Below are 26,906 nucleotides of genomic sequence, written 5' to 3'. Positions count from 1 at the left end.
ATGTCTGCACCGTCGTCGTCGACGGTGAATAAATGGCAAAACGCCGCGACGGCTGATGCCGGTCGCGGCGCGGGGTATTGCAGCGTCAGGCAAAAATCTTAGTTGATTTCGCCGTGGCAGTGTTTGAACTTCTTGCCCGAACCGCACCAGCACGGCTCGTTGCGGCCCAGCTTCTGCTCGTTGCGCACCGGCGCCTGGGCCAGGGCCACATCAACCTCTTCGCCCAGCACTTGCGGCGACTCAAGGCCTGGCGCTTCGTCATGCTGGAACTGCATGCGCGCGGCAAGGGCTTCGGCTTCCTGACGCAGACGGGCTTCTTCCTCGATCGGGTCTTCGCGGCGCACCTGAACGTGGGACAGCACACGAATCGAATCGCGCTTGATCGAATCCAGCAGCTCGGAGAACAGCGTGAACGACTCGCGCTTGTATTCCTGCTTCGGGTTCTTCTGGGCGTAGCCACGCAGGTGGATACCGTGACGCAGGTGGTCCATGGTCGACAGGTGGTCTTTCCACAGGTCGTCCAGCACGCGCAGAACGATTTGCTTCTCGAAGGTGCGCAGCGCTTCGGCACTGGCTTGCTCTTCTTTCTCGTTGTACGCGGCCAGCAGTTCGGCCATCAGTTTTTCGCGCAGGGTCTCTTCGTACAGGTGATCGTCTTCGTCGAGCCATTGCTGGACCGGCAAGTCGACACCGAAGTCGCTCTTCAACGCCGCTTCCAGGCCGGCAACATCCCACTGTTCAGGCAGGGACTGTGGCGGGATATGGGCACTGACGGTGGCGTTGAGCACGTCCTGGCGGAAGTCGGCGATGGTTTCGCCAATGTTGTCGGCGGCCAGCAACGTGTTACGCATGTGATAAATCACTTTACGCTGTTCGTTGTTGACGTCATCGAACTCCAGCAGTTGCTTACGAATGTCAAAGTTACGGCCTTCGACCTTGCGCTGAGCCTTTTCGATGGCGTTGGTCACCATGCGGTGCTCGATGGCTTCGCCAGACTGCATCCCCAGGGCCTTCATGAAGTTCTTCACCCGATCCGAGGCAAAGATACGCATCAGGCTGTCTTCCAGGGACAGGTAGAAACGGCTGGAACCGGCGTCACCCTGGCGACCGGCACGGCCACGCAACTGGTTATCGATACGCCGCGATTCGTGACGTTCGGACGCGATCACCTGCAAACCACCGGATTCCAGCACCGCCTGGTGACGTTTCTGCCAGTCGGCCTTGATCTGGGCGATCTGCTCAGGGGTCGGGTTGTCCAGGGAGGCCACTTCCACTTCCCAGTTGCCGCCCAACAGGATATCGGTACCACGACCGGCCATGTTGGTGGCGATGGTCAGTGCGCCTGGGCGACCGGCCTGGGCAATGATCTCGGCTTCTTTTTCGTGGAACTTGGCGTTGAGGACCTTGTGCTCGATCCCTTCCTTGTTGAGCAGGTTCGACATGTGCTCGGAGGTTTCGATGGTTGCCGTACCCACCAGGACCGGACGGCCGTGGGTCATGCATTCCTTGATATCGGCGACGATGGCCGCGTATTTCTCGTCCGCGGTCAGGAACACCAGGTCGTTGTAGTCTTTACGCGCCAGTGGCTTGTTCGGCGGGATGACCATCACCGACAGACCGTAGATCTGGTGGAACTCGAACGCTTCGGTATCTGCGGTACCGGTCATGCCGGACAGCTTGTTGTACAGGCGGAAGTAGTTCTGGAAGGTGGTCGAGGCCAGCGTCTGGCTCTCGGCCTGGATATTGAGCACTTCCTTGGCCTCGATGGCCTGGTGCAGGCCTTCGGACAAACGACGACCGGGCATGGTACGGCCGGTGTGCTCGTCGACCAGTACCACCTGGCCGTCCTGGACGATGTATTCGACGTTGCGGTGGAACAGCTTGTGGGCGCGCAGGCCGGCATACACGTGGGTCAGCAGGCCCAGGTTGTGTGCCGAGTACAGGCTTTCGCCTTCGGCCAGCAGGCCGATCTGGGTCAGCATTTCTTCGACGAACTGGTGACCGGCTTCGTTGAGCTCGACCTGGCGGGTCTTCTCGTCGATGGAGTAATGACCTTCTTTGGTCACCACGCCTTCCACTTCCTCGATATGTTGCTCAAGGCGCGGGATCAGCTTGTTGATCTCGGTGTACAGGCGCGAGCTGTCCTCGGCCTGGCCGGAGATGATCAGCGGGGTACGGGCTTCGTCGATCAGGATGGAGTCGACTTCGTCGATCACGGCAAAGTTGAGTTCGCGCTGGAATTTTTCTTCCATGCTGAACGCCATGTTGTCGCGCAGGTAGTCGAAACCGAATTCGTTGTTGGTGCCGTAGGTAATATCGGCAGCGTAGGCGGCGCGCTTCTCTTCCGGCGGCTGGAACGGCGTCACGACGCCGACGCTCAGGCCGAGGAACTCATACAGCGGGCGCATCCAGTTGGCGTCCCGGCGGGCCAGGTAGTCGTTCACCGTCACAACGTGCACGCCCTTGCCGGACAGTGCATTGAGGTAAACGCCCAGGGTTGCCACCAGGGTCTTGCCTTCACCGGTACGCATTTCGGCAATCATGCCTTCATGCAGGGTCATGCCGCCGATCAACTGGACGTCGAAGTGGCGCATGCCCATCACCCGCTTGCCGGCTTCGCGGGCGACCGCAAAGGCTTCGGGCAGCAGCTTGTCGAGGGTTTCACCTTTGGCTATGCGGGCCTTGAACTCTTCGGTCTTGGCGCGCAATTGCTCGTCCGACAGGGCAACCATCTGCTCTTCGAGGGCATTGACCAGCTGCACCGTCTTGAGCATGCGTTTGACTTCGCGCTCATTCTTGCTTCCAAAAAGTTTCTTTAACAAAGGCGCAAACATATCGGCAGGTTCTTCCACACATTAGGGATGAAGGGGCGCCCCGTAAGTCGCCCGAGCAGCCCTCACGGCCGCATGCGAACGAGCATTCTACCCGGAAACGAGGGTGAGGAAAGTGGCGTTGTTCCACGATGCAGGCACAGCGTTCCGGGAGGGCTTGTTTAAAATAAGGGCTTTTTGCTGAACTTCAACCCATTCGAGCGAGAAGTTACTTATTGATTTAATGGATAAACTGCTGACAAAGCAATGACCACGGTGCCGCACACGCTTTCTGCTACCATGGCGGCTCTGTTACCTAAGGTGTCTAGATCATGGCATTTCGCCCTCTTACGGCCCGTGCTCCCGCCGTGTTGCTGCGCGAAGCCAAGCCTTTAAAAGCCATCTTTGGCCATGCGCAACGCCTGGGCCATCTGCAACGCCTGCTGGAAAGCCAGCTGCAACCTGCGGCCCGCGAGCACTGCCATGTGGCCTCGTGGCGCGAAGGCACGCTCCTGCTGATCGTCACCGACGGGCATTGGGCGACCCGCCTGCGCTACCAGCAAAAACGCCTGCAGCGCCAGCTACAGGCGTTTGAGGTATTTGAGAGCCTGCTGCGCATCCAGTTCAAGGTCCAGCCACCCACCGTGCCGCAAGGTGCGGTGGGCCATACCATGGATTTGTCGGTGAATGCCGCCGAAACCATCCAGGCGACGGCGGACGGGATTACAGATCCGAAGTTGCGCGCGGCGCTGGAGCGCTTGGCCAGTCATGCCAAGCCCAAGGCCTGAAAACTGCACAACCTAAATAGTGTAGGAGCGGGCAAGCCCGCTCCTACATTGAGTTGCATAGACCTTGCTGGCTACTTGCGCTTGCTACCGCCAAGCAAAGACCCCAGCAGCCCACGCACCAACTGACGCCCCATCTGGTTGGCCGCCTGCTGCATCGCAGACTTGAGGGCCTTGCCCGCAGCCGTGCCCAGGAACGCCCCGGCCTTGTCGGTGAAGCTCGGCTCTTCAGCGGCAGGCGCGGCCCCCTCCTCTGGCCCCAGCGCCTTGCGGGCCATCAGCACCTCATAGGCTGACTCCCGATCAACCGGCTTGTCGTAGCGCCCCAACAGCGACGAACTGGCGATCAATGCCGCACGCTCGGCGGCGGTCAACGGCCCGATCCGCGATTGCGGCGGCGCGACCAGCACCCGCTGGACCACCTCTGGCGTACCTTTTTCCTGCAGCGTGCCCACCAGCGCCTCACCCGTACCCAGCTCGGTCAACACCGCCAGCGCATCGAACGCCGGGTTAGGCCGGAAACCATCCGCCACCGCCCGCAGGGATTTTTGCTCCTTGGTGGTAAACGCCCGCAGCCCATGCTGGATCCGCAAGCCCAACTGGGCCAGTACGTTGTCCGGCAAGTCGCCCGGCGACTGGGTGACAAAATACACCCCCACGCCTTTGGAACGAATTAGCCGTACCACTTGCTCCAGGCGGTCCTGCAAGGCCTTGGGGGTATCGGCAAACAGCAAATGCGCCTCGTCGAAAAACAGCGCCAGCAGCGGCTTGTCGGCGTCGCCGCGCTCCGGCAACTGCTCGAACAACTCCGCCAGCAACCACAGCAGGAAGGTCGCGTAGACCTTGGGCGACTCGTGCACCAGGCGGCTGGCATCCAGCAGGTGAATACGCCCCCGCCCATCGCTGGCCGGTTGCAGAATATCTTCCAGTTGCAGCGCCGGCTCGCCGAACAGGGCCTCGGCGCCCTGCTGTTCCAGCACGGCCAGGCGCCGCAGCAAAGCCTGGCTGGAGCCGGTGGTCATCAGGGCCGCATCGTCACCCAGCAGCTCGGGATGGAACTTGAGGTGATTGAGCAGGGCCTTGAGGTCCTTGAGATCCAGCAGCAGCAAGCCCTCGCGATCGGCCACTTTAAACGCCGCATATAACGTCGACTGTTGGCTGTCGGTCAGTTCCAACAGACTGCCCAGCAACAGTGGGCCCATTTCACTCAAGGTTGTACGAAGCGGATGACCGGACTGACCGTGGATATCCCACAACGTTACCGGATACGCCTTAGGCGCGTAATTCAGGAACGGCATGCCGGCAATACGCTCGGCCACCTTGCCTTGAGGGTTACCCGCGGCACCCAGGCCACACAGGTCACCTTTGATATCTGCGGCGAACACCGCGACCCCGGCATCGCTGAATGCCTCCGCCAGCCGCTGCAACGTCACGGTCTTGCCCGTGCCCGTGGCACCGGCGATCAGGCCATGGCGGTTAGCCAGGCGCATGGCCTGGGCGATAGGTTGGCCTTCGAGGTCTGCGCCAATAAGAAGTTGCGAGGAGTCAGGCATTTTGTCACCCATGATTAATCTTTAGCGCTGCACGGTCGATACAGACAAAGCGAGAGACCCAAAAAGTCTAAAAAAGTTAGACCAGATAATTCCTGCAGGAGCAGATGGAAATATCACACTTTATTTAACGCTGCCATTTGTGCGTTTCCATAAAAAACGCGCCTCGGACATTAAGACCTTAGCGGACACGACAAGCCATGAATAAAAATCTGCGCTTCAGCCATAAAATCCTGCTTGCAGCCGCCCTTATCGTCATTGCCGCATTTGCGTTGTTCACGTTGTATAACGACTACCTGCAACGCAACGCGATTCGCGACGACCTCGACAGCTATCTACATGAAATGGGCGACGTCACCGCCAGCAATATCCAGGGCTGGCTGACCGGACGCATTGTCCTGGTGGAAAACGCCGCCCAGAACATCGCCATCAACCCCGAGCCGACAGTGGTCGCCAGCCTGCTGGAGCAGAAAGCCCTGACGTCATCGTTCATGGCCACCTACCTGGGTGACAGCAAAGGCGGCTTCACGATTCGCCCCGATGCCAAGATGCCCGACGGCTTCGACCCCCGCGCACGCCCCTGGTACAAGGGCGCCCAGGCCAGCAATGGTTCGACCTTGACCGAACCCTATATCGACGCGGCCACTGGCCAGTTGATCATTTCCATCGCCACCCCCAGCAGCAAGGCCGGGCAAAGCGTCGGCGTGGTGGGCGGCGACCTGAGCCTGCAAACCCTGGTGGACAACATCGGCGCGCTGAACTTCGGCGGCATGGGCTATGCGTTCCTGATCAGTGCCGACGGCAAGATCCTGGTCCACCCGGACAAAAGCCTGGTGATGAAGACCCTGGGCGAGGCTTACCCGAACCAGCCCATTAAAATCAATACTGACTTCAACGAAATCGAGACCGGCGACAAAACCCGCATCGTCACCTTCGCCCCGATCAAGGGCTTGCCGTCGGTAAACTGGTATGTCGGTCTGTCGGTAGATAAAGACAAATCCTTCGCCATGCTCCGCGAATTCCGCACCTCAGCCATCATTGCCACCGTGATTGCCGTGGCGATCATCATCGCGTTGCTGGGCATGCTGATCCGCGTGTTGATGCAGCCGCTGCATATCATGACCCGGGCCATGGAAGACATTGCCGATGGCGAAGGCGACCTGACGCGCCGCCTGACTATCCAGAACCATGACGAATTCGGCATCCTCGGCAAAGCCTTCAACCGCTTTGTGGAGCGGATTCATACCTCGATTCGCGAAGTCTCCTCCGCCACCGGCCAGGTCAATGAAGTGGCACTGCGCGTGGTCAGCGCCTCCAACTCGTCGATGGTCAACTCCGACGAACAGGCCAACCGTACCAATAGCGTCGCCGCGGCGATCAACCAGTTGGGTGCCGCCGCCCAGGAAATTGCCCGTAACGCCGCCCAGGCCTCGCACCAGGCCAGCGATGCGCGCCACCTGGCCGAAGATGGCCAACACGTGGTGGAGCGCAATATCAAGGCCATGACCCAACTGTCCGAGATGATCAGCGCCTCCAGCAGCAATATCGAGGCACTCAACAGCAAGACCGTGAATATCGGGCAGATCCTTGAAGTGATCACCAGTATTTCCCAGCAAACCAACCTCCTGGCGCTCAACGCGGCCATCGAGGCGGCGCGAGCCGGGGAAGCCGGGCGCGGGTTTGCGGTAGTGGCCGACGAGGTGCGCAACCTGGCCCATCGCACGCAGGAATCGGCGCAACAGGTGCAAAAGATGATCGAGGAGCTGCAAGTCGGCGCCCGGGAGTCGGTCAGCACCATGAGCGAAAGCCAGCGCCACAGCCTCGACAGCGTGGAGATCGCCAACCTCGCCGGCGAACGCCTGAGCAGCGTGACTCAGCGCATCGGGGAGATCGACGGCATGAACCAATCGGTGGCCACCGCGACTGAAGAGCAGACCTCGGTGGTGGAGTCGATCAACATCGATATCACCGAAATCAATACGCTCAATCAGGAAGGCGTGGAAAACCTGCAATCCACCTTGCGCGCCTGTTCCGACCTGGAGCAGCAGGCGGCGCGCTTGAAACAACTGGTGGGTAGCTTCCGTATCTGATGTAGGAGCTGTCGAGCCCGAGCGAGGCTGCGATAGCGCCCACATTCAACCTGCGTTGTTTGTGTCAGGGCCGGGCTTGTCGTACGGCTCTGACGCTTCCTGCAACTGCTCCCACAACCGGGCGGCATCGGGGAAGTCCGTGCCGTCCTCGGCATCCAGGGCATCCGGGTCATAGCGGCTCAAGCAGCCCTCACCCAAGGTGGCGGGTGCCTTGGACGTGGCTTTATCCAGGGGATCAGCCATGGTTCGATCCTCGTAGTTGATACATATAAAAAGGGCCTGGGGTGATTTAACGCCCAGGCCCTTTTTACTTCAACCCGAAACCGCCGATCAGAACACCACGGTCTTGTTGCCGTGCACCAGCACGCGGTCTTCCAGGTGATAGCGCAGGCCACGGGCCAGGACCATCTTCTCGACGTCACGCCCGAAGCGCACCATGTCTTCAATGCTGTCGCTGTGGCTGACGCGTACCACGTCCTGTTCGATGATGGGACCTGCGTCCAGCTCTTCGGTGACGTAGTGGCAGGTTGCACCAATCAGCTTCACGCCGCGCAGGGAGGCCTGGTGGTACGGCTTGGCCCCGACAAACGACGGCAGGAAGCTGTGGTGGATGTTGATCACCTTGCCTGCATAGGCGCGACACAGTTCCGGCGGCAGGATTTGCATGTAGCGCGCCAGTACCACGACGTCGGCTTCATGCTGCTCGACCAGGCGCGAGACTTCAGTGAAGGCCGGCTGTTTATTCTGCGAATCGACCGGCACGTGGTAGTACGGAATGCCATGCCACTCCACCATGCTGCGCAGGTCGTCGTGGTTGGAAATCACACAGGCGATCTCACAGTCCAACTCATCGCTGTGCCAGCGGTGCAGCAAGTCCGCCAGGCAATGGGATTCGCGGCTGGCCATCAGCACCACGCGCTTTTTCTGTTCGGTGTCGGTGATGCGCCAGGTCATGGAAAACTCTTCGGCGATAGGCGCAAATGCCTCACGAAACGCCTCCAGGCCAAAGGGCAACGTGTCGGCACGAATTTCGTGGCGCATGAAAAACCAGCCACTGAGATTGTCCGAGTGATGGCTCGCTTCGGTGATCCAGCCATTGTGGGAGGCCAGAAAGTTACTGACTTTAGCGACGATACCAACCCGATCCGGGCAAGCAATCACCAGACGAAAAGTGCGCATTAGGGGCAAACTCCAGAACTTCGCAAAGGCCGCCATTCTAGCGACACCGTAGAAAAACTGCAGTATTCCTCAACGCTTATTCGAGCGATTCCTTGCGGTGCCCCTAAACAGCATAAGGTTTTTACCTGAGCACTATGTCAACCCAAGCATCTGTTACCGCAATTAGCCTAGATCTAATGAGAATATCTTTAGCCGGTTGAGCGTACTAAAAAATGCATTCCCGGCTTTCCCCTAGAAACAACCAAAGTAAATTACGTAAAACCGAGCTTAAATGTTTACTTGGGGAAACTGTCTGACTATTATTAAGCCACTATCCCTGTCCCTCAGCGCCCCTTATAAGGTAGTCCACATGTCCCTGATCAACGAATACCGTGCCACCGAAGAAGCGATCAAAGAGCTGCAAGCCCGTTTGAAGAACCTGTCCCAAGACGACAAACTGCAAACCGAGCTGGAATTCGAAGGCAAATTGCGCACCCTGATGGGTGAGTACTCCAAATCCCTGCGTGACATCATCGCGCTGCTGGATCCAGAATCGAAAGTTAAAGCACCACGCGGCGCCGTAAAAGTTACCGGCACCAAGCGCGCGCGCAAGGTCAAGCAATACAAAAACCCGCACAACGGCGAAGTGATTGAAACCAAAGGTGGCAACCACAAGACTCTGAAAGAGTGGAAAGCCAAGTGGGGCGGTGACGTGGTTGAAGGCTGGGCCACCCTGCTGGGCTAAGGCTCGCCAGGTCGTCACCTGATTCGTGACACACTAAAAAACGCCAGCTTGCTGGCGTTTTTTTATTGCCCGCTTTTATGAAAGACCGATTACAGGCTCAGGCGCTGGCATAAAGCGTCAGCATATTCCTGCCACTCATCCAGCACCTGACGCTGAAACGATGTAGCACTAGCGTCCAATTCATGCCTGGCCTTATTAAAACTCTCCAGGGTATTGGGCGCACCGTAATCTGCATCTGACAAGCGTTGCTGACAGAATAATTTCCAGCGTTGTTGCTCTTCACTGTCCAGGGTGGACGTAAAGTTACGGGCACGATAGCGAAACAATAATTCCGGCAAACGATGATCATCGAAAGGCCATTGCTGGCGTGCTAGTTGCGCCGGTTCTGCGCTGCGCACTTGTTCACATAAACGCCGATCCCGATCACCAATAAAACCATCGTAGAGCTGCTGCTCCGGGTCGGCGCTCGCAGCAAAACCTTCTTCGGCATAAATCGCCGGCAATTTATCCCGCCAAAGTTCCTGTGCGTCAGTTAGTCGCAGCGCCCGGGCCTGATATTCACCCATGTCCAGATTCAAACGCTGCTGGTCTTGCGCCCGCAACACACTCAACGGTGCGACCACCGGGCAACGATTGATGTGCACCAATTTGAGCGGCACCGGTAACTCGCCTTCGGCCAACTCATCGCGCCGGGTATACAGACGCTGGCGCAGGGTATCGGCATCCAGGTCCAGCAGCCCCTGTGGGTCGAGCCCCAGGTCACAGACAATCAACGCGTTGCGATTGCGCGGATGCCAGGCCAGCGGCAGGACCACCCCCAGGTAATGGCGCTCGGCGGAGAAACGCCCGGAAATATGCACCATGGGCTGCAACAGACGGATTTGATCCATGACCCGTTGCTTGCTACGCAGTTGAAACAACCAATCGTACAATTTGGGCTGTTTGTCCCGGACCAGGCGCGCCAGGGCAATGGTGGCACGCACGTCGGCCAAAGCCTCGTGAGCCTGGCCATGGTCAATGCCGTTGGCCGCTGTCAGGCGCTCCAGCTTGAGGGTCACGCGCCCGTCCTGCTCGGGCCAGACGATGCCGTCGGGGCGCAGGGCATAGGCCGTGCGCAGCACATCGATCAAGTCCCAGCGGCTGTTGCCGCCCTGCCATTCCCGGGCATAGGGGTCGAAAAAATTGCGATACAAACTGTAGCGGGTCATTTCATCGTCGAAACGCAGGGTGTTGTAACCCGCGCCGCAAGTGCCGGGGGCCGCCAGCTCGGCATGCACCCGGGTCATGAAATCGGCTTCGGCCAGGCCTTTTTCCGCCAGCTGGCCGGGGGTAATGCCAGTGATCATGCACGCCGCCGGATGCGGCAGGATATCGTCGCTGAGCTGGCAATAAAGGTTGACCGGCGGCCCTACCTCATTGAGGTCAAGGTCGGTGCGAATCCCGGCAACCTGCAACGGACGGTCGCTGCGCGGGTTGATGCCGGTGGTTTCATAGTCGTACCAGAAGATCGAGGTCACGGGCTATTCCTGTGCTGAAGACCGACAAAGTCTAGGCGCTGGATGCCGCCCGGGGCCAGCACCATGTGTACTGGATAAATATGCAGTGAAACCTTGGCACATTTTCAGGTGTTACTTCCAGCGACGACACTGCTAGCATCGACCTCTCAATTTGCCGGCTGCCCGATGAGGTTGCCCATGCCCAGCCACGCCGCACTGCCAGGGAACGCAATGCCCACCGTACCATTGGACACCCGCTACCAGATCGAGACCCCGGAAGGCATCGACCTGCCCTTGCGCCCCGCCGGGCTGATGCCCCGCGCACTCGCATTCGGGTTCGACCTGGGCCTGCGCGGCCTGATCCTCGGCATCCTGTTCATCGCCCTGGCCTTTCTCGGCAACCTGGGCATCGGCCTGGGCTCGATCCTGCTGTTCCTCGTCAGTTGGTGGTACATGGTGCTGTTTGAAGTACTCAACCAGGGCTGCTCGCCAGGCAAGCAGATCATGGGCCTGCGCGTGGTACAGGATGACGGCACGCCCATTGGCTGGTCCGCGTCCCTGATCCGCAACCTGCTGCGTTTTGTCGATATGCTGCCGTTCGGCTACTTCCTCGGCGCCATCAGTTGCCTGCAACACCTCCACTTTAAACGCCTGGGCGACATCGCGGCCGGCACCCTGGTGATTTATCGCGAACAGCCCCTGGCCCGCCCCCAACTGCCCCAGGCCCCAGCCTTGCGCCTGCCTTTTGCCCTTGAGCTGAACGAGCAGCGTGCGATTCTGGGTTTTGCCGAGCGCCAGGGTGAACTCTCCACCGAACGGACCCACGAGCTGGCAGCGATTCTGGCCACGCCCCTGCAGGTTTCCCCCGCACGCGCCGTGGAACAACTCAATGGCGTGGCCCGCGGCCTGTTGGGGCCGACATGAAGCAAAGCCTGTTTGAAACCCGTCACCAGCCGCACTGGCAGGCATTTGCCACGCAACTGGCCCTGCTTGAGCAAGGCAAGGCCAAGGCCCAGGACCTGACGCACTTCCCCCAGGATTACCGCCGCCTGTGCCAGCACCTGGCGCTGGCACAGCAACGCGGCTACAGCAGCTACCTGATCGACCCGCTGCAACAACTGGCCCTGCGCGGCCATCAACAGCTGTACCGCCATCGCAGCCAGCTCGGCGCCAAGGTCCTGGGCTTCCTGCTCGCGGATTTCCCCCGCACGGTTCGTGAACAATGGCGCTTCGTGCTGGTGGCCAGCCTGCTGTTCTTTGGCAGCCTGATCGGCATTGCGTTGCTGGTCTACCTGTTCCCCGACTTGATCTACGCCATCGTCAGCCCCCAACAAGTGACCGAAATGCAAGGCATGTACGACCCCGACGCCAGCCGCCTGGGGCGCGCGGCCGAGCGGGCATCGAGCGAGGACTGGATGATGTTCGGCTACTACGTCATGCACAACATCGGCATCGCATTCCAGACCTTCGCCGGCGGCTTGCTGTTTGGCCTGGGCAGCGTGTTTTTCCTGTTCTTCAATGGCCTGATGATCGGGGCCATCGCCGGGCACCTGACCGAAATCGGCTACGGGCAAACCTTCTGGTCCTTTGTCATTGGCCACGGTGCTTTCGAGCTGACGGCCATCACCCTGGCCGGTGCGGCCGGCCTGCAACTGGGCTGGGCCCTGATCGCGCCGGGAGCATTGCCCCGGGGTGAGGCACTGCGCCTGGCAGCCCGTAAAAGCGTGCAGATGATCTGTGGCGTGATTGTCTTCCTGCTGATCGCGGCCTTTATAGAAGCCTATTGGTCCTCGACCACCACCGTGGAGCCCTGGGGCAAATACCTGGTGGGCGCCGCGCTCTGGGCGATGGTGATTGCCTATCTGCTGTTCGCCGGTCGGAGTCGTCATGCGCCTGAGTGACGCCAGTGTGGTGATCCGCCCCCGCACCTCATGGGAAGCCATGGACCTCGGGGTGTTGCTGGCCCGTGAACACCGCGTGCTGTTGATGAGCAGTTGGGCCCTGGTCAGCCTGCCGGTCTTTATCCTGATCAGCCTTGTGCTGTGGGACTACCCGTCTGTCACCATGCTGGTGTTCTGGTGGCTGAAACCAGCCTTTGAGCGCCTGCCGCTGTATATCCTGTCCAAGGCCCTGTTTGGCGAGACACCCACCCTCAAGCAGGCGCTACGCCAATGGCCCCGCCTGCTCAGGGGGCAACTGCTGGCCAGCCTGACCTGGAGGCGCTTTAGCCTCAGCCGCAGCTTTGCCATGCCCGTGGTGCAACTTGAAGGCCTCGGCGGCCAGGCCCGTCAACAACGGCTGGGGGGACTGCTGCAACACAATGGCGGCGCGGCGCGCTGGCTGACGCTGATCGGCATGCACCTGGAAAGCGCGCTGTGGCTTGGCTTGATGGCCCTGTTCTACCTGCTCCTGCCGCAACAGATAGAGCTGGACTGGGACTGGCAGCAACTGGCACTGGCCAGCGACCAGGACTGGCTCTGGCTGGAACACCTGAGCAATGCCTTGTACGCCCTGATCTTGGTGTTCTGGGAGCCGATCTATGTGGCCTGTGGCTTCAGCCTCTACCTCAACCGGCGTACCGTGCTTGAAGCCTGGGACCTGGAACTGGTGTTCCGCCGTTTGCGCCAGCGCCTGGGGTCGGCAGCCGCCGCCCTGCTGCTGGCTGTCGGCCTGCTGCTGATCCCGCCAACGCCCCACGCCATGGCCGATCAACCCGCGCCCGCCAAACCCTTGAGTACGCCGGTCGCCAGCCAGGCGATCAAGCGCCTGCTGGAACACCCCCCGTTCAAGAACCCGGAAACCGTTACCCGCTACCGCTTCGGCGAGGAAAAGCCCCTGCACACACCCAAGCCCCCGGGTGATGCCCAGTTGCCCGCCTGGCTTAAGTCCCTACTGGACAACCTCAACAGCGACACCTTCAAGGCCCTGGCCCTGGTCATGGAGGTGTTGCTCTGGGGCGTGCTGATCGCCGGCATTGCCCTGGTTGCCTGGCGCTATCGTGACTGGCTACACGCCTTTGTCAGCCGTCGCCGCGCCCCCCGGCCTAGCGTCGACCAGCCCGTGCCGTCACAACTGTTCGGCCTGGACATGGGCGTGGAGACCTTGCCCGAGGATATTGCCAGTACCGCCGAGCAACTGTGGGCCACGCAACCCCGCGAAGCCCTTGGCCTGCTCTATCGCGGCCTGCTTAGCCGATTGCTGCATGACTTCAACCTGCCACTGAAAAACGCCGATACCGAAGGCCAGGTCCTGGAGCGTGTGCGCCACTTGCAACAGCCGCAATTGCTGGCATTCAGCGACGACCTGACCCGGCACTGGCAAAACCTTGCCTATGGCCATCGCACGCCCCCGCCCCTGGCCCAACAACAGCTCTGCAACCACTGGCGCAGCCTGTTCGACAGCGAGGCCACGCGATGAACCGGCCGCTGATCTGGGTCGGGCTGATCCTGGCCTGCCTGCTGACAGCCGGGGGCTTCTACGCCTGGCACAGGGCCACGCCCTACGACGAAGTGGTCGACCGTGGCCCATCCCCCGAAGCCCAGGCCAATCCCTACCTGGCAGCGGAACATTTTCTGCGCCAACAAGGCCTGGCCGTCGAGCATGCCCACAGCCTGGAGCGCCTGGCCACCCTGCCTGCCAAGGACAACAGCCTGCTGTTGCTCAGCGAGCGCAGCAACATGACCCCGCGCCAGGTTGACCAGTTGCTGGAGTGGACCCAGGCTGGCGGCCATCTGCTACTGGTGGCCGAAGCCATATGGGATGAAGAAACCCAGGACAGCAGCGACCTGCTGCTCAACCGCCTGCAGTTGCGCCAGGCGTTCAGCGACGACTTCGACCAGCCGCCCTCCGCTCGCAAGGGCAAGCAACCGGACCTCACACGGCTCTATGTCGATAACGAAACCGCACCCGCCTTCTTCAGTTTCGACACGGACTTCACACTGATCGACCCCAGGCACCTGGCACAGTTTTCGGCCAACAGCGCCAAGTCCAGCCACCTGATGCAACTCAATCTCGGGCGCGGCCGTGTGACGGTGATCACCGATAGCGAGCTGTGGAAAACCCCGGCCATCGGCTTGCACGACAATGCCTGGTTGCTGTGGTACCTGACCCAGGGCAGCGGAGTCACCCTGCTGTCCAACACCGACGCCGAAAACCTGTTGAGCCTGTTACTGCGTTACTTCCCCCAGGCCCTGCTGGCACTCGCCGCCTTGATCCTGCTGGGGTTGTGGCGAGCCGGAGTACGCCAGGGGCCGATCCAGGCGCCGTCCCCGAAAGCCCGCCGGCAATTGCAGGAACACTTGAATGCCAGTGCCGACTTCCTGTTGCGCCGCAGCGGGCAAAACAGCCTGTTACAAGCCTTGCAGCGGGACATCCTGCGCACCGCTCGCCGCCGCCATCCTGGGTTAGAGCAGCTGGACACCGCCGGGCAATGGCAGGCGCTTGAACGCCTGACCCGCCAACCCGCTTCACTTATCAGCCAGGCCCTCGGCCCACTCCCGGCAAAGCGGCTTTCCAGCGCCGACTTCAGCCGCCAGGTGGCCTGCCTGCAAACGCTCAGGAATGCCCTATGATCCGGCACTTGAAAACCGTTGGATCCCTGCCATAGTGAAATCGACACCTTAGAAGCCCATAGGTCTTGGTAATGAGCAATGGGTATCTGTTCAGTGCAGGAGACGGCAGATGGAGCTTGTGTGGGCTACTGAGGATTTCGTAATTGCCGGGCAGCCCTATGCGGGGTTCACGCTTGTTGTAGATGGCCTTATGCAGCAGAATTTCCCGCAGCTTCGACCAATGCTCATCACTGAACAGTAATCGGGGCATTGCAAGCTCGTATTGGGGGGTTTGAGAACTATAAAAATACGAACTTTTTCATATGTATCAATGACTTATATAGAAAAAGGAACAGCCCCTAGGAATACCAACAGAAAACGAGCAAAGCAAATTCATAGAAAACTGGATGTAGATTTAAGCGTGATACAAAAAATCCGATGCCCGAACAGGCACCGGATTTTATTTCATAAAGCCAACAGTCAGATCATAAGCCTAGCTGTTTGACATCAGACACGTCTGCCAGATGCCTCTTTGAGCTACTGCCGATTGGCGACTTCAAGATCCGCCTCATCCTGCCCGAGGCCAGAGAGATGAGTGCCGTTGATCATCGGCCCATAACGGCTGCTGAATTCCCAGTTGTAGGGCACGTGGTCTTTGCTGGTCCCGTTGTCCCAATTTACCGACCAGGTCATCAGGCCCTTGATCGACATTCCTTTGTCGTACAAACGCTTGAATGCATTGGTCACGGCTGTGGGGTTGATCACATAACCGGTGGCGGCCGCGTCGACGTTGGCGGGGAGGCCAATGACGAACTTGTCCGCTGGGATCTTGGTAAACCCGCGCGTTCCGCTCACCAGACTTTCGGTCAGGTAAAACAGGAAATCCTCTTTCATCGCGTCGTTGTTCTGGGCAATCCAGGCGCCGTTGCCGTTGTTGACCTCTTGCACCCAGATCCCGTCGCCACCCTGGTTGTAATATTGCGGGGCGATGAAGTCGTAATAGCCTTCCAGCGCCTGGATGTAACCGACGTATTTGCCGGCAGTGGTCAGGTACGGAAACTCCGGCGCCATACTGATGATGAAGTGTTTGCCTTCACCGGCGTAGTGGTCCTTGACCAGTTTCAACGCGGCGGGCAGGACAGTCTTGTTGTCGGCGAAATCAATCGCGCTCTGTTCAAGATCGATATCCAGGCCATCAAAGCCATAGGTTTCCACCAGGCGGATAATCTCGTTGGCCAGTGGTTGTTCGTTGCCTTTATGCAGCTCGATGTGCGCATCGGCGCCGCCAAGGGAAATCAACACCGCCCTGCCCTGGCTGTTCAGCACGCCCACCTGGCGGCGGAACTCGGCGTCGGACAGGTTGTACGGCTTGAAGGTTGGGATACCGTTGCCCTTCATGAAGGCCACGGCCACCACGCTGTAATCCCTTGGTATGTCGACCAGGTTCATGTTGGCGAACTGGCCACGCTGGTAGCCGTCGCTTGGGCCGGCAGGCCAGTTGTGCCAGAAGCCCATGAGGATCTTTTTGCCGGCAATGCTCGGCATCAGCGAAGCAGCATCGCTCAGCGGTGATTTCAGTAAGGTAAAGTCAATCTTTGACATGTTCTAATCCTTCAGAACGTGTGGGTTTAACGACGCGGGCTTATTTGAAGTCCACATCGAAGGCTTGATAAAAGGCGTTGCCAGTGTTGGCGACGATCCACATCAACACGATCACATGCTGGCCCTTTTTGTTAGCCGGCAGTTTCACTTCGTGATTGACCTTGGCCTTCAGTTCCCCTGCATGGCTGTAGTACGGCACCTGGGTATAGAAGTCTTCGGCGAACGGCTGGGTTTCCAGTTGTGCACGGGTAATGCGCTGTTTCGGATCCCAGCCATCCTTGGTGATCAGCCAGCGATAGCCACGGGTGGTATGCGCTGCGGTGTATTCCCAGGTGACCTTGAAGGTCTGACCCGGGTCGACATTGAGCAGCGGCCAGGTGAAGGCGCGGTTGAGTTTCTTGGCCATTTCCTCGTTGGTGAAGTTGATGCAGTCACGGGCATCGGTCTTGCCGCCGCTGAGGATGAAGCCGTCGGCTGGTGGGGTGACGCTGTCACTGTCGGTTTGATAAGGCGCCGGGAACGGACCGGCAACCAATGCCGGGAAGTTCTTGCCGCCTTCCATTTCATTGACCTGCCAGGTAGCCAACAGGCCGAGATCCACGGCGACTGCGCCACGGCTGGAAGGGGACGTGACACGACCATGGCGAAGAGGTGTCTGGGTTTGTGGTTTGTTCATGTGTGACTCCATTGAGATTGATTAAGAACTCTCCTTTCTTGAAGGAGAGGACCTCAAACTAACGGAGTTACTTTTTTTTTCCACAGGCCCGTTTTTCACTCATTTTCGTTTCATGAGAGCACCGCCCCGAAAATACTGGATATAAAACCAGTATTAAGGAAATAACCTACGCAACTAAAGGTTTATTTCCTACAGCAACAGGCGCAAATCAACACAGTCTCTCTCGTAAATCGCCTTATCCCGTTCGTAAGGGATGGCCATTTGCATGGGATGAAGCATTGGCCTGGGCGCGCGGGATAGCAGCGGGGCGATTTTTTTGTTCTGTCCGCATCGAGGTGCAAGACGGAATGCCTCCGAGCTCTATCAGTTGCTGACGGACGCTGGTGTTGAAGAGATCGAAATCGGATGAGATAAAATTCGGCTTACCTTTTGAGTCCATGTCGTTAGGCTACTGACTATCGAAGCCACTTTTGTTCGCGATGGCATAGCCCCAGCTCCAGAGTTCGTTCTTCTTAAGGATAGGATCACTACCTACAAACATGATTGCCATCATGGCCTAACCTCCACTTCAGACGAACGCACAAAGGAGGAGGTTGCCGAAGACTTGCTACGGGGCAGCTTGGTAGTCACACACTCGTTCCACGCGTAAAAAATTTTAGAAACAGTTAGATTAGGTAAGTGACTGACTTATGGACGATAAACTACATGTAACCGTTAGCAAGGCTCCAGAACCAATGAGCGACTCTCCAGTGGACGTATCCAACACCCTCGACACCGGGCGAGCCACCCAGTTGGCCCAGGCGCTGCGCACCGAGTTGCGCAAGGCGGTGATTGGCCAGGATGCCGTGATCGATGACGTACTGACCGCGCTGATCGCCGGCGGCCATGTGCTGCTCGAAGGCGTTCCCGGCCTGGGTAAAACCTTATTGGTGCGTGCCCTCGCCCGCTGCTTTGACGGCGACTTCGCACGCATCCAGTTCACCCCGGACCTGATGCCCAGTGATGTGACCGGGCATGCCGTGTACGACTTGCACACCGAACAGTTCAAGCTGCGCAAGGGGCCGTTGTTCACCCACTTGCTGCTGGCGGACGAGATCAACCGGGCCCCGGCAAAAACCCAGGCCGCCCTGCTCGAAGCCATGCAGGAGCGCCAGGTCACCCTCGAAGGCGAAGCCCTGCCCATCGGCCAGCCCTTTATGGTGCTGGCCACCCAAAACCCTATCGAACAGGAAGGCACCTACCCGCTACCGGAGGCCGAGCTCGACCGGTTCATGCTCAAGGTGCGCATGGACTACCCCGAGGCCCGGCAGGAGCTGGAAATGGTACGCGAAGTGACCCGCTCATCCCGCGCCGACATGCTCGACGTACAGCCGCTGCGCACTGTGCTACAGGCTGATGACGTCTTGCTGTTGCAGCAGGTCGCCAGTGAGCTGCCCCTGGATGAGCAGGTACTCGACTACGCCGTGCGCCTGGCCCGCACCACCCGGACCTGGCCCGGCCTGGCCTTGGGTGCCGGGCCTCGCGCCTCCATTGCCCTGGTTCGTGGTGCCCGCGCCCGCGCCCTGCTGCGTGGCGGCGAATTCGTGACCCCGGACGACATCAAGGGCTGTGCGCTGGCAGTGTTGCGCCATCGGGTACGTATCGCCCCGGAGCTGGATATCGAGGGCCTGGAGGTGGATCAGGTGCTGACCCAGTTGCTCGACCAAGTGCCGGCGCCACGCCAGTGACCTGCCCATGAGACCCACTCGCCTGTTGCTAACCTGGCTCGCGGTGTTGTTGGGCCTGAACATCGCCCTCGGAACGGCCATGGCCCTGCAACTCAACGTGCCGGCCGCCCTGCACTCCGTAGCCTGGGGCCTGCTCCTGGCGCTGTTCTTGCTGGCATTGCTCGACGCCGCTCGCCTGAAGCGCCGCCCCTCGCCACGCCTGCGGCGGCAAATGCCAGGCAGCCTGGCCTTGGGGCGCTGGAGCGAGGTGAGGATCACCCTGGAGCACGACTATCCACAGCCACTGGCCCTGGAAGTGTTTGATCACGTGCCGGACGGTTTGAGCGTGCAGAACCTGCCGCAGTCCATCGCCCTGCACCCCGGCGAACACAGCACGCTGGGTTACCGCCTGCGCCCCTTGAGCCGTGGGCATTTCAGCTTTGAGCGCTGCGAGGTGCACCTGCCCAGCCCGCTTGGGTTATGGACCGCAAAACGCCAGGTGCCGGCCAAGGATGCCACCCGGGTCTATCCAGATTTTGCCCGCCTGTACGGTGCCCAGTTACTGGCAGTGGACAACTGGCTCAGCCAACTGGGTGTGCGCCAGCGCCAACGACGTGGCCTGGGCCTGGAGTTTCACCAACTGCGGGAATTTCGCGAGGGCGACAGCCTGCGCCAGATCGACTGGAAGGCCACGGCACGACAACGTACGCCGATCGCCCGGGAATACCAGGATGAACGCGACCAACAGATTGTCTTCATGCTCGATTGCGGTCGACGGATGCGCAGCCAGGACGGCGAACTGTCCCATTTCGACCACGCCCTCAACGCCTGCCTGCTGCTCAGCTACGTGGCCTTGCGCCAGGGCGATGCCGTGGGCCTGTGTACCTTCGCCTGCGACCAGCCGCGCTACCTGGCACCGGTCAAGGGCAGTGGCCAGTTGAACCAGCTGCTCAACGCCGTATACGACCTGGACACCACCCGGCGCACGGCCGACTACCAGGCCGCGGCCAACCAACTGCTGGCCCGCCAGAAACGCCGGGGCCTGGTGATTGTGGTGACCAATCTGCGGGATGAGGACGATGAGGATCTGCTGACGGCGGTCAAGCGCATCAGCCGCCAGCACCGGGTGTTGGTGGCAAGCCTGCGCGAGGAAGTGCTGGATCAATTGCGCCAGGCACCCGTGCAAACCCTGCCTGAAGCGCTGGCCTACTGTGGCAGCGTCGACTACCTCAATGCCCGGGAAGAACTCCATGATCGCCTGAAGGCGCAGGGCCTGGCGGTACTGGATGCTCATCCGTCCGAACTGGGCGCCGACCTGGTAACCCGTTACCTGGGCTGGAAAAAAGCCGGCGTGTTATGAAGGGCACATGACCCTAGGCCGAAGCCTGCAAGGGGTCAAAGCTGAAGTACTGCACCAGAGCAACGATCAGTTGCCCGTACTCGGCGGGCGCCTGCAACAGGATGAACCCCGAATCGTAATGCTGGGGGTTGATATCTTCACGGCTCCACAGGCAGGTGGCAGTGAAGTCAACGGCATGCACAGCCCCCTCCGGTCCGGGGATTTTCAAGCGCAGCTCAAAATCCACGTCGACCATCATGGGTAATTGACTGACCAGCATCAGTCCTTCATTGGAGATGTTGCCCAGGTAACCGATGGGTTTGTCCGTGAAGCGGTTGAACACCTGTAGAAAACAGGGCAACTGGTGCCGTTCAATCCGTCGGTCCTTAAACATGATGAGATCGCCGTCCAATAGTCATGACTCAGCCCGCTCCTGTGATTCGGACCGCAGCGCTGCCAGCAACGCCCCTGCGCGCCCCGAATCGCGGTGCAACAGCAGCTTCAGCCCTGTCACTTTACCTGCGCCGAATTCGGGCTTTGTATCTGTTTGAGTTGAAAGTTGTACAAACAGACATTCAAAGAATAGCCCAACTCTGGCAAGAGGCCAGCTATGAAATGATAAATGCCATCATAAGGCTGCTGGCCGCGCTCGTGCCGTGCTGGCACCCGGGTAGTGCCCCAGCTGTTGCAGCGTATCCAGGCGGGCGCGAGCACGGTACGCGTATTCGCTCGAAGGGTACTGGCTGATGATGAACTGATAGGTCTGTACTGCATCCACAAATAGCTTCTGCCGCTCCAGGCACTGCCCACGCAGCATCGAGACTTCCGGTTGTACGTAGCGACGGGACCGGCTTTCACGGTCGACCTGGGACAACTCCAGCGTGACGCGTTCGCAGTCACCCACATTGTAGGCACGGTAGGCATTGTTCAAATGATGGTCCATCGACCAACGGGTACAGCCGACAACACTGACGGCCAGGGCAGCAATGATCAAAACTCGCATGGGGTGTTCTCCTGTCTTGAGCAGTGTATCGACCCTTGGGCGAAAATCTTCAAGGTTGTTCGTCCAGCGTCATAGAGTGAAAACAGGCGAATCGACAATAAGTAGTGCAAACGAACAATGACTACAGCCAAAGAGCATAGTAGCCTTCCCCAGCGCTAGAACTCAGGAGTCCGTGCATGTCCGTCCGTCGTACCAAAATCGTCGCCACCCTTGGCCCGGCCAGTAACTCGCCGGAAGTCCTCGAACAGCTGATTCTGGCTGGCCTGGACGTTGCCCGTCTGAACTTCTCCCACGGCACCCCGGACGAGCACAAGGCTCGCGCCAAGCTGGTACGTGACCTCGCCGCCAAGCATGGCCGCTTCGTCGCGCTGCTGGGTGACCTGCAAGGTCCAAAAATCCGTATCGCCAAATTCGCCAACAAGCGCATCGAGCTGAAGATTGGTGACAAATTCACCTTCTCCACCAGCCATCCGCTGACCGAAGGCAACCAGCAGGTCGTGGGTATCGACTACCCAGACCTGGTGAAAGACTGCGGCGTCGGTGACGAGCTGCTGCTGGACGACGGCCGCGTGGTCATGCGTGTCGACACCGCCACCGTCACCGAGCTCAACTGCACTGTGATCATCGGCGGCCCGCTGTCCGACCACAAAGGCATCAACCGTCGCGGTGGTGGCCTGACTGCACCGGCCCTGACCGAAAAAGACAAGGCTGACATCAAGCTCGCCGCCGAAATGGAAGTGGACTACCTCGCCGTATCCTTCCCACGCGACGCTGCCGACATGGAATACGCCCGCCAACTGCGCGACGAAGCCGGCGGCACCGCCTGGCTGGTAGCGAAGATCGAGCGCGCCGAAGCCGTGGCCGACGACGAAACCCTCGACGGCCTGATCAAGGCGTCCGATGCGGTGATGGTTGCCCGTGGCGACCTCGGCGTGGAAATCGGTGACGCTGAACTGATCGGCATCCAGAAAAAAATCATCCTGCACGCACGCCGCCACAATAAAGCAGTGATCGTTGCGACCCAGATGATGGAGTCGATGATCCAGAACCCGATGCCGACCCGTGCCGAAGTGTCCGACGTGGCCAACGCCGTGCTCGACTACACCGACGCCGTGATGCTCTCGGCGGAAAGCGCTGCCGGCCCGTACCCGCTGGAAGCGGTCCAGGCCATGGCGCGTATCTGTGTCGGCGCGGAAAAGCACCCGACCAGCAAGACCTCCAGCCACCGTATCGGCAAGGTCTTTGAAAGCTGCGACCAGAGCATCGCCCTGGCCGCCATGTACACCGCCAACCACTTCCCGGGTGTAAAGGCGATCATCGCCCTGACCGAAAGTGGCTACACGCCGTTGATCATGTCGCGTATCCGTTCCTCGGTCCCGATCTACGCGTTCTCCCCGCACCGCGAAACCCAGGCCCGCGCGGCCATGTTCCGTGGCGTCTACACCGTACCGTTCGACCCGGCATCGCTGCCGCCCGAGCAAGTCAGCCAGGCTGCCATCGACGAACTGCTCAAGCGTGGTGTGGTAGAGAAAGGCGATTGGGTGATCCTGACCAAGGGTGACAGCTACCACACCATTGGTGGCACCAACGGCATGAAGATCCTGCACGTTGGCGACAAGATGGTCTGAGTGACCTGCTGAAGAACAAAAGCCCTGGCATGTGAGTGCCGGGGCTTTTTGCATTTCAGATCATGGTGATGGGGTGGCTGGATTGGCGCTATCGCGGGCAAGCCCGCTCCCACATGGGAATGCATTTCAAATGTGGGAAAGGGCTTGCCCGCGATAGCGTCAGTCCAGCCACTTCAGTTTCAGCGCCGGGCAATAAACCCCGACAACGCCGCAATCGCCTCCGGCGACCGCAACCTTTGGGTAAACAATGCACCCTCCGCCTCAATCACCTGGCGCAACTGCTCGCGGTCGACGTTTTTCATCAACTGCTTGCTGATTTGTACTGCCCCCGGCGCCAGAGTCTCGAAACGCTCGGCCACCTCCCGCGCCTTGGCCAAGGCGGCTTCGCCGCTGTCCAGCGCTTGTGTCGCAATCCCCCACTGCGCAGCCTGCTCCCCGCTGAACCCTTCGCCCAACAGCAACAACTCAGCGGCTTTCGCATGCCCGAGCAAGCGCGGCAGGATCAGGCTGGAGCCAAATTCCGGGCACAGCCCCAGGTTGACGAACGGCATGCGCAACCGGGCATCACGGCTGACATACACCAGGTCGCAATGCAGCAACAGCGTGGTGCCAATGCCCACCGCAGCGCCGGCCACGCCGGCAATCACCGGTTTGCGACAATTAAGCAAACTTTTCATGAAGAGGAACTGTGGGCTGTCCAGGTCCGTGGGCGGTTGTTGCAAGAAGTCGCCAATGTCGTTGCCGGCGGTAAAACACTCGCAGCTGCCCTGGATCAGCACCGCATTGACCGTGTTATCGGCATCAGCCTGCTCCAACGCCTCGGCCAACTGGTAGTACATGGCACGGGTCAGGGCATTTTTCTTGTCGGGGCGGTTGAACTGCAGGATCTGCAGTCCACGGTCACGTTCCAGCAAAATGGCGTCGGTCATGGTGAGTCTCGCAGGTAGACATCAGCGTTCAACCACGGGGCAGGAACACATCGGCCAGCAGTTGATTACGCGGCAAGCCAGCCAGGAACAGGCGCTTGGAAAAGGCCTCGACACTGCTGGGGTGCCCGCAGAGTAAGGCCAGGGTTTGCCGGGAAACAAGCCGCAGTTGCGCCAAAGCACCGGCCAACTGCGCCGCCGTCCACAACTCGACGGTGAGGTTGCCATGGCTGGCAACGAGCTGGGCCAGGGGCTCGGCCAGATAATGGCCGCCCGTCTCATGGGCCAGGTGAATCACGCGGATGGCGCCCTGGTGGTCCTGGCGCAGGGCTTCGCGCAACACCCCCCACAACGGGCCCAGGCCGGTGCCGGATGCCAGCAGCCACAATGGCCGGGCTTGCCAGTCAGGATCATAGTGCAACGCCCCGCCGCGCAACTCGCCCAGGCGTAGCTGATCACCGGCCTGTAGCTGCCGGGCAAGATCGCTGAACTCGCCGGGCAAGCGACAATCGAGGTGGAATTCCAGGAACGGATCGTCCTGGGGCAGGCTGGCCAGGGAATAAGGCCGCGCCACCGCGCCGGCCCACAACACCAAGTGCTGGCCGGCCCGGTAACGCAGCCCACGTTCCGGTTGCAGGCGCAGGCGCAACACCGTCGGGCTCAACCAGTCTGTGCCCAGCACCGTTGCCGCCGTGCCGTCGCGCAAGGGATCAAAGGCTTCAACCTGCACATCGCCCGTGACCTGGCATTGGCAGGCCAGGCGCCAGCCGTCCTGGCGCTGGGCCGGGCTCAGGGCGTCGGGTTGCTTGTCCTCGACCTCGCCCCGACAACGCACCAGGCAGGCATGGCAACTGCCCGCCCGGCAACTGTAGGGCACGGCCACACCGGCCTGGTTCAAGGCGTCCAGCAGATTGCTGCCGGTGGCGACCGACCACTGGCGTTCGCCGACGTGCAGTTCAGGCATGAAAGCTCTCGAATCAAAATGTACGATCACTGTAACTGCTTTTTATAGGCGCCGGCTGGTCGGCGCCTGCCGGTTCGCAATCGGTAGAGTTTGACCATCGTCGGGTGTATCGGCCATCGCACCGGGTTATACTGCCGCGCCTTTTTAGCGTCGCGCCAGCACTACCCGGCGTGCCTTGGAAAAGGTGGCTTCAGCGACCGATCCCCCCATCTGAAGCCACCTTTATTGAATGTTCCCTTATAGAGGAGCGCGACTCATGACCGTGATCAAGCAAGACGACCTGATTCAGAGCGTTGCCGACGCCCTGCAATTCATTTCCTACTACCACCCCGTTGACTTCATCCAGGCGATGCACGAGGCCTACCTGCGCGAAGAATCGCCGGCTGCCCGTGACTCCATGGCGCAGATCCTGATCAACTCGCGCATGTGTGCCACCGGCCACCGCCCGATCTGCCAGGACACTGGGATCGTCACCGTGTTCGTGCGCGTGGGCATGGATGTGCGTTGGGATGGCGCCACCATGGGCCTGGACGACATGATCAACGAAGGCGTGCGTCGCGCCTACAACCTGCCGGAAAATGTCCTGCGCGCCTCGATCCTCGCCGACCCGGCCGGCGCGCGCAAAAACACCAAGGACAACACCCCGGCCGTGATCCACTACTCCATCGTCCCGGGTAACACCGTGGAAGTGGACGTGGCCGCCAAGGGCGGTGGTTCCGAGAACAAGTCGAAAATGGCCATGCTCAACCCGTCCGACTCCATCGTCGACTGGGTGCTCAAGACCGTGCCGACCATGGGCGCCGGCTGGTGCCCACCGGGCATGCTCGGCATCGGTATCGGCGGCACCGCCGAGAAAGCCGCCGTCATGGCCAAGGAAGTGTTGATGGAATCCATCGACATCCACGAGCTGAAAAAGCGCGGCCCGTCCAACCGTATCGAAGAGATGCGCCTGGAGCTGTTCGAGAAGGTCAACCAACTGGGGATCGGCGCCCAGGGCCTGGGTGGCCTGACCACCGTGCTCGACGTGAAGATCATGGATTACCCGACCCACGCCGCCTCCCTGCCGGTGTGCATGATCCCCAACTGCGCCGCCACCCGTCACGCGCACTTCGTGCTCGACGGCTCCGGCCCGGCCTCGCTCGAAGCGCCACCGCTGGACGCGTACCCGCAAATCGTCTGGGAAGCCGGCCCGTCGGCGCGCCGCGTCAACCTCGACACCCTGACCCCGCAAGACGTACAGAGCTGGAAACCGGGTGAAACCGTACTGCTCAATGGCAAGATGCTCACCGGTCGCGACGCGGCGCACAAGCGCATGGTCGAAATGCTGAACAAGGGTGAAACCCTGCCGGTAGACCTCAAGGGTCGTTTCATCTACTACGTCGGCCCGGTCGATCCGGTGCGCGAAGAAGTGGTTGGCCCAGCCGGCCCGACCACCGCCACGCGGATGGACAAGTTCACCCGCCAGATCCTCGAACAAACCGGCCTGTTGGGCATGATCGGCAAATCCGAGCGCGGCCCGACCGCCATCGAAGCGATCAAGGACCACAAGGCCGTGTACCTGATGGCAGTCGGCGGCGCGGCTTACCTGGTGGCGCAAGCGATCAAGCAGTCGCGCGTGGTGGCCTTCGCCGAACTGGGCATGGAAGCGATCTACGAGTTCGACGTCAAGGACATGCCGGTCACTGTTGCCGTCGACAGCAAGGGCGAGTCGGTCCACATCACCGGTCCTGCTATCTGGCAGAAAAAGATCAGTGAGAGCCTGGCGGTAGAAGTGCAGTAAGCCCCCTCCTGCCGGGATAAAGGCGACTGTGGCTGCATGCCACAGTCGCCTTTTTTTGTGGGAGCGGGCTTGCCCGCGATGCAGGCGCCTCGGTGTCT

The 26,906-nt window shown here is 60.2% G+C and carries 21 protein-coding genes and 2 pseudogenes; 12 read left to right on the top strand and 11 right to left on the bottom strand.

Annotated features, from left to right (window positions below):
• Nucleotides 1–98: 98 nt before the first annotated feature.
• On the bottom strand, nucleotides 99–2,834 hold the full coding sequence (secA, locus tag AC07W7_RS16980) for a preprotein translocase subunit SecA (RefSeq protein ID WP_169900222.1): 2,736 nt from the start codon (nucleotides 2,832–2,834) through the stop codon (nucleotides 99–101).
• A 308-nt stretch (nucleotides 2,835–3,142) separates the two neighbouring features.
• Here secA and AC07W7_RS16975 point away from each other — a divergent pair, with 308 nt between their 5' ends.
• Complete coding sequence (locus tag AC07W7_RS16975; protein WP_076961896.1) at nucleotides 3,143–3,598, top strand: DUF721 domain-containing protein; 456 nt, start codon at nucleotides 3,143–3,145, stop codon at nucleotides 3,596–3,598.
• Between the two features lie 71 nt (nucleotides 3,599–3,669).
• On the opposite strand, the gene AC07W7_RS16970 is transcribed toward AC07W7_RS16975, so the two are convergent.
• Nucleotides 3,670–5,148 carry a helicase HerA-like domain-containing protein gene (locus AC07W7_RS16970; protein WP_495039741.1) on the bottom strand — a complete coding sequence of 493 codons (1,479 nt, stop codon included), beginning with the start codon at nucleotides 5,146–5,148 and terminating at the stop codon, nucleotides 3,670–3,672.
• A 197-nt stretch (nucleotides 5,149–5,345) separates the two neighbouring features.
• On the opposite strand from AC07W7_RS16970, the pseudogene AC07W7_RS16965 reads away from it, so the two are divergent.
• A pseudogene (locus AC07W7_RS16965) lies at nucleotides 5,346–6,377 on the top strand (cache domain-containing protein); the annotation flags it as partial.
• A 93-nt stretch (nucleotides 6,378–6,470) separates the two neighbouring features.
• Nucleotides 6,471–7,235 (top strand): methyl-accepting chemotaxis protein, encoded by a 765-nt coding sequence (locus AC07W7_RS16960; RefSeq protein WP_373562108.1) that lies wholly within the window; start codon nucleotides 6,471–6,473, stop codon nucleotides 7,233–7,235.
• A gap of 45 nt (nucleotides 7,236–7,280) precedes the next feature.
• On the opposite strand, the gene AC07W7_RS16955 is transcribed toward AC07W7_RS16960, so the two are convergent.
• Together AC07W7_RS16955 and purU are read right to left on the bottom strand one after the other, a co-directional pair.
• On the bottom strand, nucleotides 7,281–7,478 hold the full coding sequence (locus tag AC07W7_RS16955; protein WP_076961894.1) for a hypothetical protein: 198 nt from the start codon (nucleotides 7,476–7,478) through the stop codon (nucleotides 7,281–7,283).
• Nucleotides 7,479–7,565: 87 nt separating this feature from the next.
• Entirely contained in the window at nucleotides 7,566–8,414 is an 849-nt protein-coding gene (gene purU, locus AC07W7_RS16950; RefSeq protein ID WP_076961893.1) for a formyltetrahydrofolate deformylase, read from the bottom strand.
• Between the two features lie 349 nt (nucleotides 8,415–8,763).
• On the opposite strand from purU, the gene mvaT reads away from it, so the two are divergent.
• Entirely contained in the window at nucleotides 8,764–9,138 is a 375-nt protein-coding gene (mvaT, locus tag AC07W7_RS16945) for a histone-like nucleoid-structuring protein MvaT (RefSeq protein ID WP_029295469.1), read from the top strand.
• A gap of 89 nt (nucleotides 9,139–9,227) precedes the next feature.
• On the opposite strand, the gene sbcB is transcribed toward mvaT, so the two are convergent.
• Nucleotides 9,228–10,655 carry an exodeoxyribonuclease I gene (sbcB, locus tag AC07W7_RS16940; protein WP_076961892.1) on the bottom strand — a complete coding sequence of 476 codons (1,428 nt, stop codon included), beginning with the start codon at nucleotides 10,653–10,655 and terminating at the stop codon, nucleotides 9,228–9,230.
• 210 nt (nucleotides 10,656–10,865) lie between these two features.
• Between sbcB and AC07W7_RS16935 the strand changes: the two genes are divergently transcribed.
• The 4 genes from AC07W7_RS16935 to AC07W7_RS16920 are packed head-to-tail and all read left to right on the top strand — an operon-like array spanning nucleotide 10,866 to nucleotide 15,205.
• Nucleotides 10,866–11,558 carry an RDD family protein gene (locus AC07W7_RS16935; RefSeq protein ID WP_495039740.1) on the top strand — a complete coding sequence of 231 codons (693 nt, stop codon included), beginning with the start codon at nucleotides 10,866–10,868 and terminating at the stop codon, nucleotides 11,556–11,558.
• Nucleotides 11,555–12,535: a stage II sporulation protein M gene (locus AC07W7_RS16930; protein ID WP_495039739.1), complete on the top strand. Its 981-nt coding sequence runs from the start codon at nucleotides 11,555–11,557 to the stop codon at nucleotides 12,533–12,535. Before AC07W7_RS16935 ends, AC07W7_RS16930 begins: the two co-directional genes overlap by 4 nt.
• On the top strand, nucleotides 12,522–14,051 hold the full coding sequence (locus AC07W7_RS16925) for a DUF4129 domain-containing protein (protein ID WP_495039738.1): 1,530 nt from the start codon (nucleotides 12,522–12,524) through the stop codon (nucleotides 14,049–14,051). Before AC07W7_RS16930 ends, AC07W7_RS16925 begins: the two co-directional genes overlap by 14 nt.
• A complete protein-coding gene (locus AC07W7_RS16920; protein ID WP_495039737.1) occupies nucleotides 14,048–15,205 on the top strand; it encodes a DUF4350 domain-containing protein in 1,158 nt (385 codons plus the stop codon). The genes AC07W7_RS16925 and AC07W7_RS16920 overlap by 4 nt, the downstream gene beginning before the upstream one ends.
• 579 nt (nucleotides 15,206–15,784) lie before the next feature.
• Here AC07W7_RS16920 and AC07W7_RS16915 read toward each other — a convergent pair.
• Nucleotides 15,785–16,786: pseudogene (locus tag AC07W7_RS16915) on the bottom strand (chitinase); the annotation flags it as partial.
• Nucleotides 16,787–16,826: 40 nt separating this feature from the next.
• Nucleotides 16,827–17,462, bottom strand: a complete 636-nt coding sequence (locus AC07W7_RS16910; RefSeq protein ID WP_076961887.1) for a lytic polysaccharide monooxygenase auxiliary activity family 9 protein — start codon at nucleotides 17,460–17,462, stop codon at nucleotides 16,827–16,829.
• Nucleotides 17,463–18,196: 734 nt separating this feature from the next.
• On the opposite strand from AC07W7_RS16910, the gene AC07W7_RS16905 reads away from it, so the two are divergent.
• Both AC07W7_RS16905 and AC07W7_RS16900 read left to right on the top strand, forming a co-directional pair.
• On the top strand, nucleotides 18,197–19,189 hold the full coding sequence (locus tag AC07W7_RS16905; RefSeq protein ID WP_076961885.1) for an AAA family ATPase: 993 nt from the start codon (nucleotides 18,197–18,199) through the stop codon (nucleotides 19,187–19,189).
• 7 nt (nucleotides 19,190–19,196) lie between these two features.
• Nucleotides 19,197–20,528 (top strand): DUF58 domain-containing protein, encoded by a 1,332-nt coding sequence (locus AC07W7_RS16900; protein ID WP_495039736.1) that lies wholly within the window; start codon nucleotides 19,197–19,199, stop codon nucleotides 20,526–20,528.
• A gap of 13 nt (nucleotides 20,529–20,541) precedes the next feature.
• Here the strand turns inward: AC07W7_RS16900 and AC07W7_RS16895 are convergent, their stop codons facing one another.
• Together AC07W7_RS16895 and AC07W7_RS16890 are read right to left on the bottom strand one after the other, a co-directional pair.
• Nucleotides 20,542–20,901: a PilZ domain-containing protein gene (locus AC07W7_RS16895; RefSeq protein ID WP_076961950.1), complete on the bottom strand. Its 360-nt coding sequence runs from the start codon at nucleotides 20,899–20,901 to the stop codon at nucleotides 20,542–20,544.
• 234 nt (nucleotides 20,902–21,135) lie between these two features.
• Complete coding sequence (locus AC07W7_RS16890) at nucleotides 21,136–21,510, bottom strand: tol-pal system YbgF family protein (RefSeq protein WP_076961883.1); 375 nt, start codon at nucleotides 21,508–21,510, stop codon at nucleotides 21,136–21,138.
• 176 nt (nucleotides 21,511–21,686) lie between these two features.
• On the opposite strand from AC07W7_RS16890, the gene pyk reads away from it, so the two are divergent.
• Complete coding sequence (gene pyk, locus AC07W7_RS16885) at nucleotides 21,687–23,138, top strand: pyruvate kinase (protein ID WP_076961882.1); 1,452 nt, start codon at nucleotides 21,687–21,689, stop codon at nucleotides 23,136–23,138.
• A 179-nt stretch (nucleotides 23,139–23,317) separates the two neighbouring features.
• On the opposite strand, the gene AC07W7_RS16880 is transcribed toward pyk, so the two are convergent.
• Entirely contained in the window at nucleotides 23,318–24,067 is a 750-nt protein-coding gene (locus AC07W7_RS16880; protein WP_495039735.1) for an enoyl-CoA hydratase, read from the bottom strand.
• A 28-nt stretch (nucleotides 24,068–24,095) separates the two neighbouring features.
• Nucleotides 24,096–25,028, bottom strand: a complete 933-nt coding sequence (locus tag AC07W7_RS16875) for an iron-sulfur-binding ferredoxin reductase (RefSeq protein WP_099167835.1) — start codon at nucleotides 25,026–25,028, stop codon at nucleotides 24,096–24,098.
• 256 nt (nucleotides 25,029–25,284) lie between these two features.
• Between AC07W7_RS16875 and AC07W7_RS16870 the strand changes: the two genes are divergently transcribed.
• Nucleotides 25,285–26,808, top strand: a complete 1,524-nt coding sequence (locus AC07W7_RS16870; protein ID WP_236309460.1) for a fumarate hydratase — start codon at nucleotides 25,285–25,287, stop codon at nucleotides 26,806–26,808.
• Nucleotides 26,809–26,906 lie beyond the last annotated feature (98 nt).

It is taken from the genome of Pseudomonas sp. GW821-FHT01D09, from assembly GCF_059422465.1.
This window is presented reverse-complemented; position numbering and strand designations above follow the sequence as displayed.